This window comes from Sphaerisporangium sp. NPDC088356, from assembly GCF_040685555.1.
Lineage (GTDB): Bacteria > Actinomycetota > Actinomycetes > Streptosporangiales > Streptosporangiaceae > Sphaerisporangium.
On sequence record NZ_JBFBIK010000078.1, the window covers coordinates 20,872 to 34,241 of the forward strand.

Here is a 13,370-nt window from a genome sequence, read left to right on the forward strand (position 1 = left end):
GGCGTCGTCCGTGGCATCAGCAGTCAACTGGTTAGTCCTGGTGGTCGCCGTGCTGGCGGCGATCGTCGCGGTGGAGCTGCTCAGGCGGCTGCTGAGATCCCGCCGGGTCAACGGCCGATTCTCGCTGGCGGGCCCGATCGTCGAGCGCTGCACCTGGCCGGGGTTCGCGACGGCCGGCCTGGTCGCGTTCAACACCGTGTTCGCGCCCGGCATGACCGGCAAGGCCGCCTCCTACGCGGTGGAGCAGGCCATCACCGTGCTGCTGATCGCGTGCGTGGCCTGGCTGGTGATACAGGCCGCGTACGCGGTGACGGACGTCGTGCTCGCCCGGCTCGGCACGATCGAGGGCGACGGCAACCGCAAGGCGCGCCGCATCCGCACGCAGATCACCCTCGTGCGGCGGGTGGCCGCCGCCGTCATGATCGTCGTGGCCGCGGGGGCGATGCTGTTCAGTTTCCCGGCCGTGCGGGCGCTCGGCGCCGGGTTGCTGGCCTCGGCGGGCATCGCCGGCGTGGTGGCGGGCGTCGCCGCCCAGTCCACGCTGAGCAACCTCATCGCCGGCCTGCAGCTCGTCTTCAGCGACGCCATCAGGCTGGACGACGTGGTGGTGGTCGACGGTGAGTGGGGGCGCATCGAGGAGCTGACCCTGACGTACGTCGTCCTGCGGCTCTGGGACGAGCGGCGGCTGATCCTGCCGGTCTCGCACTTCACCACCACCCCGTTCGAGAACTGGACGCGGCACGGGAGCCGCGTCATCGGGCACGTGATGCTCCGCGTCGACTGGTCGGTGCCCATCGAGGAGCTCAGGACGGAGCTGTACCGGCGCCTGCGCGAGCACCCGCTGTGGGACCAGAAGGACTGGACCCTCCAGGTGACCGACGTCCAGCCGAACGGCCTGGTGGAGCTGCGGGCGCTGATGAGCGCCTCGGACGCGCCGAGCGTGTGGGACCTGAAGTGCGACATCCGCGAGCACCTGGTCACCTACATCCGGGAGAACCACCCCCAGGCGCTGCCCCGGTTCCGGGTGGACGACCTTCCCTCCGGCCGGGTGGGCGACCTGCCGAACGGCCGGGTGGGCGACCTCCCGTCCGACCGGATCGGTGATCTTCCCTCCGGCCGGGTGGCGGGATAGTCAGTTGCTCTGCGGCCGAAGCACGCGGGTGCCGCCCGCGATGAGCGCCGTGGCGAGGATCCAGCCCGACGCGATGAGGATGTTCGCCAGCCACTGCGTCCAGCCCACCGGCTCCCAGGCGCCCCGCTGCTCGAAGACGCTCACCGGGACCAGCAGGTCGAGCGTGTAGGGGAAGGGGTGGAAGATCCGCCGCTCGTCCAGCCCCACCTGGGCGGGGGGATGGGTGGCGAAGACCGCCGTCCCGACGGCGAGCAGGAGGCCGAACCACACCCCGGCGAGCCAGGGGCGGTGCCCGTACCCGACGACCAGGTCGAGCAGGTATCCGGCGAGCCGTCCAGGGACGCGCATCGTGGAGCGCCGGGCCCGCTGCTTGGCGAGCAGGACGGCGCGCGCGTCCTGGTCGTGGCCGATCCTGCGGTACCACGCGGCGAGGTGCTCGTAGGGCTGCGGCCGGTAGCCCTCCGGGTCACGGCCCACCCACGCCAGGCGGTCCGCGAACGAGGTGTCGCCGCGCAGCGACTCGAAGGTGAGGCCGTTCAGGCGCACGTGCCCGGGGTAGGCGGTGGGATGGTCGAGCAGGACCCCGATCCGCGAGTAGCCGAGGTTGACCTCCCCCCGCGCGGACGCCGGGCGCAGGATGAGCTCGTCGGCCTGCATGTGACTGAGATGCAGGCAGCGGTCGGGGGCGCTCAGCACGGCCTGGTCGAAGGAGAGCACTCCGGTCACCCGCGCGCCGCGCAGCCGTACGGTGCCGTCGGCGGTGAACCCGGCGCTGAACTCCACGCTCGTCGCCTGCATGTGGTCGGCGTTCACGGCCTGGGGGCCGGTGCTCTGGATCACCGCCCGCTGGAGGTAGAGGCCGCTGTTGAAATGGGCGCCGATCAGCCTGAGCCCGCCGACGGTCCGCAGGTCGCGGCAGAAGGCGCCGCCGTCGACGGTCAGGCCTCCGGCCCACAGCGCCCAGTGGTTCTGGTCCCACCCCCGCTCGCGCTTCTCGGTCTCGCTGAGCGGCCTGCTCCTGTCCTCCTTGAAGCTCTCGGAGGTGGAGCGGGGCCCGTCGGGCGCGGACAGCCGGGAGCGGCTGAGGCGTAACTGGCCGGTGATGCGGGCGTTGTCGAGCCGCACTCCCGCGTGGACCGTGCACGAGTTCAGCTCCAGGAGCCCGTCGATCGTGCAGCGGGCGGCCCGGACGCGCTGCATGTCGCAGCCGCGGAACCGGATGCCCTTGACGGTCGCGTCGGTGAGGGACACGACGCCGGACAGGTGGCAGCTCAGCATGTGGAGCTTCGTGGGGATCGTCGCGTCCGAGAGGTTGATGTCGCCGACGACGCGGGCCCCGGCGAGCCGGAGCCCCGCCACCTGCCCGGGCCCCGCGGGGTGCGCTCCGAGCATGAGCGCGGTGATGAGGCCCGCGCGGACGGTGCGCTCCCGCCCCCAGCGCACGGCCTCCGCCGGGTCGTCGAGCCTGTCGTCACCGGTGCGCAGGTCGACCCACGCGCCCGAGGGATAGGCGTCCCACACTTGTCGTTCCGCCGGGGTCAACCGCCAGAATGGCCGTGATCTTCGCACATCGGGACCTTAGCGCGAGAAGGACGGCCTCGGCCGGGCAGGGCGGATCAAGCGCGGGCTTGCCGGCCCTGGGCCCGGCAGGGTCCGGCGGGCTAGTCGGACTCGATGTGCATCGCCCGCTCTTCGGCGGAGAGGTCGCCGTCGTCCGGCCCGATCTCCTGGGCATACTCCTCGGAGTCCACGTCGGGGTGAGCGCCCTCGTCCGGAGCGACGAACCGGTGTTCCTCGCGGGGCACGCGACCGCGCTCGGGCGCCTCCTGCCACACCCGGCGCGAGATGCCGTCGCGGTCCTCGGGATCGTCCTCGGCGATCTCGTGGCCGATGGGCAGGTTATCGGTCCATTCCTCAATCTCGGTCAACTGCTCGTCATCGCCCATGTCATCGGGTCCACGCGTGGTTTCGGTCATACCTGATGCCCTACCCCTATCTGGCAATATCTTGCCCACGGGCGGTCGTGAAATCGCTTGCCGAACACTAGATCTCAGAGGCGGCCCCCGAGCTCGGGACGTTACCTCTCGATGACCTCGTTCTTGCCGATCACGACCACGCCTTCCCTGGTCACGGCGAACCGGGAGCGGTCGTACTCCAGGTCGAGCCCGATCCGGGCGCCGTCGGGGATGACCACGTTCTTGTCGATGATCGCCCGCCGGACGATGGCGCCCCTGCCGACCTTGACGGACCCCATGAGGACCGAGTCCTCGACCTGGGAGTGGGAGTGCAGCACCACGCCGGGCGACAGGATGGACCGCGAGGCGACGCCCCCCGAGACGATCACGCCGGGCGAGACGAGCGAGTCGACGGCGTACCCCACGCGGTCGCCGTCGTTGTGCACGAACTTGGCGGGCGGCAGCGGGTCGTGGCCGGTGTAGATCGGCCAGCGGTCGTTGTACAGGTTGAACACCGGGTGCACCGACACGAGGTCCATGTGCGCGTCGTAGTACGCGTCGAGGGTACCGACGTCGCGCCAGTAGCCACGGTCGCGCCCGGTGGAGCCGGGGACGACGTTGTCGGCGAAGTCGTACACCTCGGCGCCGCCCGACTTCACGAACATCGGGATGATGTTGCCGCCCAGATCGTGCTTGCTGCTGGGGTCGAGCGCGTCCTCCCTGAGCGCGTCGATCATCGCCTGGGTCTTGAAGATGTAGTTGCCCATCGAGGCGTAGACCTGGTCGGGGGCGTCCGGCAGGCCGATGGCGTCGGTGGGCTTCTCCCGGAAGGCCACGATCCTGCGCCCGGCGGGGTCGGTCTCGATCACGCCGAACTGGTCGGCCAGCGACAGGGGCTGGCGGATCGCCGCGACGGTGACCTCGGCCCCCGAGTCGATGTGCTGCTGGACCATCTGCTGGGGGTCCATGCGGTAGATGTGGTCGGCGCCGAAGACGATGCAGTGCTCGGGCAGCTCGTCGTAGATGAGGTTGAGGTTCTGGAAGAGGGCGTCGGCCGACCCGGCGAACCAGCGCGGGCCGAGCCGCTGCTGCGCCGGAACCGGCGTCACATAGTTGCCGAGCATGGTCGACATCCGCCAGGTGCGGGTGACGTGCCGGTCGAGGCTGTGGCTCTTGTACTGGGTCAGGACGACGATCTTGAGGTAGCCGCCGTTGGTCAGGTTCGACAAAACGAAGTCGACCAGGCGGTAGATTCCTCCGAAAGGCACCGCCGGCTTGGCACGGTCGGCTGTGAGCGGCATCAGCCGCTTTCCCTCGCCACCGGCCAGCACGATAGCGAGGATTCTGGGCGTCGTCATGAGAGGACGTTACCCGGCTTTACCCTGCTAAACCTGCCGAAACACCGACAAACGCTAAGGTTTACCCATGCGCGTCGATCTACTGAGCCGTGAATACCCGCCCGAGGTGTACGGCGGAGCCGGGGTCCATGTCGAGTACCTCGCCAGGGAGTTGCGGAGCCTGGCCGATGTGCGGGTCCGGTGCTTCGGCGCCCGGCGCGACGAGGGCGGGGTGGACGCCTACCGCGTCCCCGGCGGCCTGGAGACCGCGAACCCGGCTCTGCAGGTGCTCGGCGTCGACCTGGAGATGGCGTCGGCCTGCGAGGGGGCCGACGTGGTGCACAGCCACACCTGGTACGCCAACTTCGCGGGGCACGTCGCCAAGATGCTGTACGGCACGCCGCACGTGGTCACCACCCACAGCCTGGAGCCCCTGCGCCCGTGGAAGGCCGAGCAGCTCGGCGGCGGCTACACCCTGTCGTCCTGGGCCGAGCGCACCGCCCTGCTCGGCGCGGACGCGGTGATCGCGGTGTCCGAGGGCATGCGGCGCGACGTGCTCACCTGCTACCCCGAGATCGCGCCCGACCGCGTGACCGTGATTCACAACGGCATCGACACGGGCGAGTACGCGCCGGACCGGGGCACCGAGGTCCTGCTCGCGCACGGCATCGACCCCGCCAGGCCGTACGTGGTCTTCGTCGGGCGCATCACCCGGCAGAAGGGGCTGGTCCACCTGCTCCGCGCGGCGCGGTCCTTCGCCCCGGACGCCCAGCTCGTGCTCTGCGCGGGCGCGCCCGACACCCCCGAGATCGCCGCCGAGGTCGCCGGGCTGGTCGAGGAGCTGCGCGAGAGCAGGGCCGGGGTGATCTGGATCTCCCAGATGCTGCCGAGGACCGAGGTCATCCAGATCCTCACCCACGCCACCGTGTTCGTGTGCCCGTCGGTGTACGAGCCGATGGGCATCGTGAACCTGGAGGCCATGGCCTGCGAGACCGCCGTAGTGGCCACCGCGACCGGCGGCATCCCCGAGGTCGTCGCCGACGGCTCGACCGGCCTGCTCGTGCCGATCGACCAGGGGACGGACGGCGAGCCACGCGATCGGGAGGCGTTCGCGGACGCCATCGCCCAGCGGGTCAACGCCGTGCTGTCGGACCCCGAGCTGGCAGCCTCGATGGGCAAGGCCGGCCGGCAGCGGGCCGTCGAGCACTTCTCGTGGCCCGCCATCGCCGCCCGCACCCAGGCGCTCTACGAGAGCCTCCGAACAAAAGCCGCGCGAGGTACGTCTAACACGGTATGAAGCCATCCAACGACGCCAGACGGCTCGCCCTCGTGTCGGCCGTGGTGGCGGGAGTGGTGACCGTGTCGGCTGCCTGCGGTCCAGCGTCCTCCGTGTCCTCCGCGACCTCCGCGACCTCCGGGCAGGAGCCCGCGGCGCCCGCCCGTACGGCCGCGTCCGTCACCGGAGCGGCGACCACGGGCTCCGCCGTCGCCTCGCGGGGAGTGCGGGCCGCCGGCTCCTCCGCGGAATCGGCCGGTTCGTCCGTGGGCTCGGCCGGTTCCGCTGCGGGCTCGGCCGCCGCAAGGCGGTGCCACACCGGATCGCTGGCCGCGCGCGTCGGCGCCGTCGGCCCCGGCGCGGGCCAGCGGTACGCGCCCCTGGTGCTCACCAACACGTCCGCCAAGACCTGCTGGGTGTACGGCTACGTCGGGCTCATCATGATCGACGGCAGGGGCGACGTACTGCGCACCAGGACGCGCAGGGACGGGACCCCGCTGCGCCGGATCACCCTACGCCCGGGAGCCGGGGCCTACGCCAAGATGCACTGGACCGTGGTGCCCACCGGGCGCGAGACCAGGTGCCCGGAGTCGGCGCGGCTGATCATCCTGCCGCCCGACGAGGTAGACGCCCACCTGGAGATCCCCTTCAATGCCGCCCCCTGCGACGACGGCCGCATCGACGTCTCCCCGATGGCGGCGGGGACGCACCTCTGACCCGCCGCCGGAGTGCGGGCCGGCTCGGAGCGGATGGCGGCGGAACGCACCTCCGACCCGCCGCCGGCAGGGCCGGGGGCCGGAAGCCGGCGCTGATCAAGGGGAGCGCGCTGGGTAAACTGTCGGCGTGCTTGCGATCGACCGGGTCAGGATGGCGTTCACCGACCGCCACGGAGGGGTGAGCGCCGGGCCGTACGGCACGCGCAACCTCGGCGGGTCGGTCGGCGACGATCCCTCGGCCGTCGCCGAGAACCGCGCGCGCACCGCGAAGGACTTCGGCCTCGACCCCGGCGGCGTCGTGTTCATGCGGCAGGTCCACGGCCGCGACGTGAGCTACGTGGCCGGGCCATTCGGGGACGATCCCCCCGCGCTGGACGGCGTCTTCACCGACCGGCCGGGCCTCGGGCTCGCCGTGCTCGCCGCCGACTGCGCGCCCGTCCTGCTCGCCGACCCGGTCGCGGGCCTGGTCGGCGGCGCCCACTCGGGCCGGGTCGGCACGGCGGCGGGCGTGGTGACCGCGCTGGTGGAGGCGATGCGCTCGCACGGGGCCGCCGGCCTGATCGCGCTGGTCGGCCCGCTGGCGTGCGGCAAGTGCTACGAGGTGCCGGACGAGCTGCGCCGGGAGATGTGCCAGGCGCTGCCGGAGGCGTGGTCGGTGAGCCGCGAGGGCACGCCCGCGCTCGACCTGCGGGCGGGCATCGCGGCCCAGCTCGCGCGGGCCGGCGTGACCGAAGTGCGGCACGACGACCGCTGCACGATGGAGACGGCCGGCCTCTACTCCCATCGCAGGGAGCGGCTGACCGGCCGGTTCGCGGGCTACGTCTGGCTCGCGGCCGATCACTGAGCCCGGCGCCCGATCCGAGGAAAGGACCGGGATGCTCCAGTGCTCCAGCACCACGGCGATGCCGAAAAGGCGGAGCAGGTCGATGAAAAGGTCGCGCCCCGGCGGCCGATGGCGTGCGGGGGCGGAGGCGTGGCGGGTGACGCCTCCGCCCGTCACCTGGGCCTGGGGAGTGGTGATCGGGGGTCTGTCGAGCAGTGCCGGCACGGCGCACCTCGTATCGTCAGGGGGAAGCTCGACGGCAAATCAGGGGAAAATCCGATGGCTCGAGGTTCGCGCCGGCGGCCATGCCGGCGCAGTGACGCATACGGGTTTCTTCACGGGAGATCACATGACTGTTTCGGGTAGGGCTGGCACTACCCCGGTGAGACCGGCGCACGGGCTCGAACGGGCCCCGGTGGCGCTCGTAATTTGGTCGGCATGAGATCCCTCCTCAAGCACCTTGGCGCCGACACCCGTTACACCTTGCTCGGCCTGCCCCTCGCCATCTTGAGCTTCACCCTGCTGGTCGCCGGATTCGCCGCGGGGCTCGGCACCGTGGTGGTCTGGATCGGGCTTCCCATCCTGGCCGTGACCATGTTGATCGCACGGGGTTTCGCCGACGTGGAGCGGCGCTGGCTCCCCGAGATCCTCGGCCGCCCGGTGGCCCGTCCTCGGTACAAGAAGCCCCCGGAGACGGCCGGTTGGGCGCGCAGGCTGATCCAGCCGCTGGCCAACGGCCAGTCCTGGCTCGACCTGCTGCACGGCGTCGTGGTCTTCCCGATCGCGATCGTGACGTTCGTGGTGACCGTGACCTGGTGGGCGGTGACCGTGGCGGGCCTGCTGTACCCCCTGTACGGCTGGATCATCTCCAACATCCCCGGCAACACCCAGCTGCCCGAGCTGCTCGGGTTCGGCAGGGGCTACCTCACCGACAGCGCGTTCTACCTGGTCATCGGCGCGGTCTTCGCCATCACCCTTCCGGGCATCGTCCGGGGCGGCGCCCTGCTCCAGGCCGGGCTCGGCAGGGCCCTGCTCACCGGGGTCGCCGAGCTGCACGAGCGCATCGACGACCTCACCGAGGGACGGGCCGCCGCGGTGTCGGCCGAGGCCAGCGCCCTGCGCAGGCTGGAGCGGGACATCCACGACGGGCCGCAGCAGCGCCTTGTGTACCTCGCGATGGAGCTCTCCCGTGCCCAGCGCCAGCTCCAGAAGGACCCGCAGGGGGCTCACGCGACGCTGTCGGAGGCGATCACGGCGACCCGCGAGACGCTCGACGAGCTGCGGGCCCTGTCACGCGGCATCGCGCCGCCGATCCTGAGCGACCGAGGTCTCGTCCCCGCGCTCGCCGCGCTCGCCGGCCGCTGCATCATCCCGGTCGAGCTGGACGTGCAGACGTCCGAGAGGTACACCGCCGTCGTCGAGAACTCCATCTACTACGTGGCCGCCGAGACGCTGACCAACATCTCCAAGCACAGCAGGGCCGAGCTGTGCACGCTGTCGCTCAGCCGCGTGGGTGACACGCTGCTGCTCAGCATCGGCGATGATGGGGTCGGCGGCGCACACGTCGCCAAGGGCCACGGCCTCGCCGGTCTGGCCGATCGGCTGCGCGCGGTGGACGGCGAGCTGATCGTGCAGTCCCCGGCAGGCGGGCCGACATTGATCATTGCGGAGGTTCCGTGCGGGTAGTCGTGGCCGATGACGCCGTTCTCATCCGATCAGGCCTGGTCAGGTTGCTGGAGGAGTTCGGCTGCGAGGTGGTGGCCGCGGTGGGCGACGGCGACGCTCTGGTGAAGTCCGTCGCCGCCCACCGTCCCGACATCTCCGTCGTGGACGTCCGCATGCCGCCGAGCTTCACCGATGAGGGCCTTCGTGCCGCCGTCGAGGCCAGGCGCCAGGTGCCGGGCTCCCCGGTGATGATCCTCTCGCAGTACGTCGAGGTCTCCTACGCCGACGACCTGCTCGCCGACGCCCGGGGGGCGGTCGGCTACCTGCTGAAGGACCGGGTCGCCGACGTGGAGGAGTTCCTCGACGGGCTTCGCCGGGTGGCCTCAGGAGGCACCGTCTTCGACCCGCAGGTGGTGGCGCAGCTGATGGTCCGGCGTCGCAGGGACGACCCTCTGGGCTCGCTGACCCCGAGGGAGCGCGAGGTGCTCGGGCTGATGGCCGAGGGGAAGTCCAACCCCGCCGTCGGCCGCCAGCTCGTCATCACCGACGGCGCGGTGGAGAAGCACGTCAGAAGCATCTTCAACAAGCTCGGCCTGTACGCCGACGACGGCGACCAGCACCGCAGGGTGCTCGCCGTCCTCGCCTATCTCCGCTCCTGAGGGCCGGCGGTCACCGGATCACCCGGGATGATCACGGTGATCGACGAGAACATGTGGCGGAACCCGAGGCGTTCGTAGACGCGCCGCGCGGGGTTGCCGTCGCTCACGGCGAGGCCCAGCGCGGGCAGGCCGTGCAGGGTGGCGAGGGCCAGGGCACGGCGGAGCATGACGGCGCCGAGCCCGGCGAACCGCTGGCCGGGGGCGCGGAAGACGTCGAAGACCCAGGGGCCGCCGAAGGGGGGATGGCCGTCGAGCACGCCGACGAAGACGCCGGCCGCCACCTGGTCGTCCCGCAGGAGCAGGCCGCCGCAGGGGAGCAGCGGGCCGTAGGACTCGCCGGCGAGCATGGGAGCGAGATCGCGTTCCAGCGCGGCGGCGTCGCCGCCCACGTTGTGGTCCGGATGCTCGGGAGGGTAGGCGCTCCGCCAGGCGGGGAAGACCTCCTCGGCCGGGACGGCGTCACAGGCGACCACGCCGTAGCCCGTCTCCGCCCATCCCGGCGGGGCGGGGTCGGCGCGAAGGTCGCGGGAGTAGACGTGGGCGTGCCGCAGGCGCCGCCCGCCGGCGGCCAGCAGGCGCCGGCCGAGATCCTCGTCGCCGGAGACGACCCAGCCCGGCATCTCGCGGAGGACGACCTCCACCGCGCCCGGCCCGAGCACCTGAGCGAGGTCGGCGTACGGACGCCCGGCGCGGGTGCCCTCGACGTAGCTGAGCACCGGGTGGCCGGCGGAATCGGTGACCGTACGACGGCTGAGAGTCTCCACGTCGTCAAACGTTAGAGCGGATCCCCCAGGCCAGACCACTTATTTTCGGGTGGTTAATGGGGGTTTGGCATCGTTTGTCCGGTCTGTCCAGGAGGTATTTACTCCGGATAGTGCAAAATTCAAGCGCGCCGAATTTCTGTAACGTTCTGGTACCAGGGGGGCTGCAGAGGCGCTAGTGTGATCGCGCGCGCAAATGTCCCGATAGATCCCGGTAGGCACCCAGCGGCACGTTGTCCGGTTTATGCCGGTACCGCGTTATCTGGCGGAGGACGGGATGAATCAAACGCGACATCGACGAGCTCCGCAACGGACTCGATCACGGGCCCCAATCGTGGTCGGACTGTTCACGTCCACGTCGCTTCTGGCGGGGACCGCTCTCCTCGGAGCATCGGTCCTCGTGGCAGTACAGCAGTTCCTCATCTTCTACGCGGGGGTGTTCACTCTCCTTGGACTGACTGGGACGGTGGTGGTCGGACTGGCCGCCACCGATCGCTTGATCCTCGCGGTACGGCACCGCGTGTTCATGCAGGGCCTGCACAGGGCGTTCGCCGTAGTGGCGGTCGGATCCCTGATCACGCACGTGATCCTGCAGATAGTGAGAGGGCGCGTGGCCCCCGCTTCCGCGTTCTTGCCGTTCGGCGGAGCCGGTTTCGCGATCGGCCTCGGCACCGTCGCCTCCGATCTGATGTTGCTGGTGGCGGCCACGGGCGCCTTCCGCGGACGGTTCGTGGGCGTCAAATGGCCCTGGCTGTGGCGGGTGCTCCATGTCATGGCCTACGTCTCCTGGCCCGTCGCCATCGTGCACGGGCTCACGGCGGGACGGTCCGCGGCCGGCTGGGTCACCATGTGCTACGTCGCCTCCCTCGCCGCGGTGGCGCTCGCCCTGCTCATACGGCTGGTCGTGACCGTCGGACCGAAGGACGGCCCCGTCGTCGCCCGTCCCGCGAACATCGGCCGCAAGGCCGAGCAGATCCGCGTGGACGACGTGTTCGACGAGGAGTTCTGGGTGACGTTGAGAAAGGAGGTACGGCGATGACCACGTACGGAGTCCAGGACGTGTACCGGATCGGGCCAGGCCGCCTGACCGCCGGCCTCGACAGCTCGCCGAGGCTCGACTACGACACCCACAGGCGGGTGCACGGTCACATGCCCCGGCTGCCGATCGACGACCTGATCGCGCTGGCCGAGCTGGGTGACCTGCGCGGCCGCGGCGGCGCGGGCTTCCCGTTCGCCCGCAAGCTCAGAGCCGTGATCGACTCGGCGGGCCGCCGGGGAGCGCCCATCACGGTGGTGGTCAACGCCACCGAGGGGGAGCCCGCGGCGCACAAGGACAAGGTGCTGCTCACCCGGGCCCCGCACCTGATCCTGGACGGCGCCGACCTGGTGGCCCGGGCGCTGTCCGCCGTGGAGATCGTCGTGGGCGTCGCCCACGGCGGTCCCGGGGAGCGCTCGCTTCTCAACGCCATACACGAGCGGGGCATGACGGACACCGTCCGGGTGGTCCGCATGCCCGACCGCTTCATCTCCGGTGAGGGCGGGGCGCTGGTACGCGGCATCAACGGCGAGCGGCCCATCCCGCCCGGCCGCAAGATCCGCTCCAGCGACAGCGGCGTGGGCGGGATGCCCACCATGCTGTCCAACGCCGAGACCTACGCGCAGCTCGCCCTGATGGCGATGCTGGGCGTCGACATGTACTCGTCGGTGGGCATCCCCTCCGAGCCGGGAACGGTGCTGCTGAGCGTCAGCGGCTCCGCACGCCGTCCGGCGGTCGTGGAGACCCCCACCGGGGTCAGGCTCCGCGAGGTGCTCGACCTGTGCGACGCCACGGTCGGCCAGGGAGTCCTGCTCGGCGGCTACCACGGCAAGTGGATGTCGCCCGAGGCCGTCGAGCGGGCGGAGGTGTCCCGTGCCGGGTTCGAGGCCCTGGGCGGGACGCTCGGCGCCGGCATCGTGGTGCCGCTCGGCTGGGACACCTGCCCGCTCGGCGAGACCGCGCGGGTCGCCAGGTACATGGCGGGCCAGAGCGCCGGGCAGTGCGGGCCGTGCTACATGGGCCTGCCCGACCTGGCGCAGGCGTTCGGCGCGCTGGCCGACGGCACCGGGCACATCGAGGCGGTGCAGCGCGCCGCCGCGACCATGAAGGGGCGCGGCGCCTGCGGCCACCCCGACGGCACCGCGCGGTTCGTGCTGTCCGCCATCGACGTCTTCGCCGAGGACATCATGACGCACGCGGCGTACGGCACCTGCGGCGTCCCGGTGCGCGGCGTGCTGCCGCTGCCGGCCGAGCCCTCGTCCCGGGCGGCGGAGGCGCAGCTGATCCTCGACTGGTCACGGTGCGAGGGCCACGGCCTGTGCTCGCTGGTCATCCCCGAGCTGATCAGGCTCGACCAGCACGGCTACCCGGTGGTCAGCACCGCGTCCGTACCCGGCAGGCTGGAAGGCGACACGCGCAGGGCGATCGAGATGTGCCCCGCGCTCGCCCTCCGGCTCACCCCGGCGCCCACCGAGAGCAGGCGGTAGGACATGGAAGGATGACCCCGTCGCACGACCCCGGACCCCCGCCCGTGGCACGCGCATGCCGAGGGCCAGGCGCCGTTGCCTGGCCCGTGTCCTCGCCGTCCCCGTTCTTGGATGCCCCCGGTCAGGCGACGGGGATCGCCAGCAGGCGCACCCCGTCCTCCCTGCGTACCTCGAAATGGTCGATCTCGGCCTTGGTGAGGGCCGTGCCGCCCGTCAACCGCAACGGGTCGGGGTGCCCCGCCACGCCGTACCCCTGGCCGGGCGGAATCCGCCAGCCGGACACGATGTCGGTGTCCCCGGACCGGGAGACGGCGACCAGGCTGCAGCGCTCGGGCCCCCGCACCCCGGCCAGCTGGAAGGCCACCTCGGTGCCCCAGCCCTTGGCCACCATGCCCACCGAGCCGCTGACCCCCGTGTCGGGGCTGGTGCCATCTCTGACGTCGGCCTTGGCGGAGCCGCTGGGCGCCGCCACGATCGTCGCGGGTGCACCGCGCGGCCACAGCTGGGCCGTGGCCGTGCCGGT

The 13,370-nt window shown here is 71.4% G+C and carries 12 protein-coding genes and 1 pseudogene; 8 read left to right on the forward strand and 5 right to left on the reverse strand.

Going from position 1 to position 13,370, the window contains the following annotated elements:
- Positions 1-10: 10 nt before the first annotated feature.
- On the forward strand, positions 11-1,132 hold the full coding sequence (locus AB0O34_RS25150; RefSeq protein WP_363919246.1) for a mechanosensitive ion channel domain-containing protein: 1,122 nt from the start codon (positions 11-13) through the stop codon (positions 1,130-1,132).
- On the opposite strand, the gene AB0O34_RS25155 is transcribed toward AB0O34_RS25150, so the two are convergent.
- The 3 genes from AB0O34_RS25155 to glgC form a co-directional block, all read right to left on the reverse strand.
- Positions 1,133-2,653, reverse strand: a complete 1,521-nt coding sequence (locus AB0O34_RS25155; RefSeq protein WP_363919248.1) for a pentapeptide repeat-containing protein — start codon at positions 2,651-2,653, stop codon at positions 1,133-1,135.
- Positions 2,654-2,793: 140 nt separating this feature from the next.
- Positions 2,794-3,060: a DUF5709 domain-containing protein gene (locus AB0O34_RS25160; RefSeq protein WP_363919250.1), complete on the reverse strand. Its 267-nt coding sequence runs from the start codon at positions 3,058-3,060 to the stop codon at positions 2,794-2,796.
- Between the two features lie 149 nt (positions 3,061-3,209).
- Positions 3,210-4,445, reverse strand: a complete 1,236-nt coding sequence (glgC, locus tag AB0O34_RS25165; protein ID WP_363919252.1) for a glucose-1-phosphate adenylyltransferase — start codon at positions 4,443-4,445, stop codon at positions 3,210-3,212.
- Positions 4,446-4,512: 67 nt separating this feature from the next.
- Between glgC and glgA the strand changes: the two genes are divergently transcribed.
- The 5 genes from glgA to AB0O34_RS25190 all read left to right on the forward strand — a co-directional run bounded on the left by glgA (position 4,513) and on the right by AB0O34_RS25190 (position 9,563).
- Positions 4,513-5,721, forward strand: coding sequence for a glycogen synthase (glgA, locus tag AB0O34_RS25170; protein WP_363919254.1), 1,209 nt, complete (start codon positions 4,513-4,515; stop codon positions 5,719-5,721).
- On the forward strand, positions 5,718-6,416 hold the full coding sequence (locus AB0O34_RS25175; RefSeq protein ID WP_363919256.1) for a DUF4232 domain-containing protein: 699 nt from the start codon (positions 5,718-5,720) through the stop codon (positions 6,414-6,416). Before glgA ends, AB0O34_RS25175 begins: the two co-directional genes overlap by 4 nt.
- A gap of 151 nt (positions 6,417-6,567) precedes the next feature.
- Positions 6,568-7,260, forward strand: a complete 693-nt coding sequence (pgeF, locus tag AB0O34_RS25180; RefSeq protein ID WP_363919268.1) for a peptidoglycan editing factor PgeF — start codon at positions 6,568-6,570, stop codon at positions 7,258-7,260.
- 417 nt (positions 7,261-7,677) lie between these two features.
- Positions 7,678-8,925, forward strand: coding sequence for a sensor domain-containing protein (locus AB0O34_RS25185; protein WP_363919258.1), 1,248 nt, complete (start codon positions 7,678-7,680; stop codon positions 8,923-8,925).
- Entirely contained in the window at positions 8,916-9,563 is a 648-nt protein-coding gene (locus tag AB0O34_RS25190; protein ID WP_363919260.1) for a response regulator transcription factor, read from the forward strand. The genes AB0O34_RS25185 and AB0O34_RS25190 overlap by 10 nt, the downstream gene beginning before the upstream one ends.
- On the opposite strand, the gene AB0O34_RS25195 is transcribed toward AB0O34_RS25190, so the two are convergent.
- Complete coding sequence (locus AB0O34_RS25195; RefSeq protein WP_363919262.1) at positions 9,548-10,327, reverse strand: GNAT family N-acetyltransferase; 780 nt, start codon at positions 10,325-10,327, stop codon at positions 9,548-9,550. The two genes, AB0O34_RS25190 and AB0O34_RS25195, sit on opposite strands and share 16 nt — an antisense overlap.
- A gap of 397 nt (positions 10,328-10,724) precedes the next feature.
- On the opposite strand from AB0O34_RS25195, the gene AB0O34_RS25200 reads away from it, so the two are divergent.
- Together AB0O34_RS25200 and AB0O34_RS25205 are read left to right on the forward strand one after the other, a co-directional pair.
- On the forward strand, positions 10,725-11,363 hold the full coding sequence (locus tag AB0O34_RS25200) for a hypothetical protein (RefSeq protein WP_363919264.1): 639 nt from the start codon (positions 10,725-10,727) through the stop codon (positions 11,361-11,363).
- Entirely contained in the window at positions 11,360-12,847 is a 1,488-nt protein-coding gene (locus AB0O34_RS25205; protein WP_363919266.1) for an NADH-ubiquinone oxidoreductase-F iron-sulfur binding region domain-containing protein, read from the forward strand. The genes AB0O34_RS25200 and AB0O34_RS25205 overlap by 4 nt, the downstream gene beginning before the upstream one ends.
- Positions 12,848-12,968: 121 nt before the next feature.
- On the opposite strand, the pseudogene AB0O34_RS25210 reads toward AB0O34_RS25205, so the two are convergent.
- Positions 12,969-13,370: pseudogene (locus AB0O34_RS25210) on the reverse strand (hypothetical protein); the annotation flags it as partial.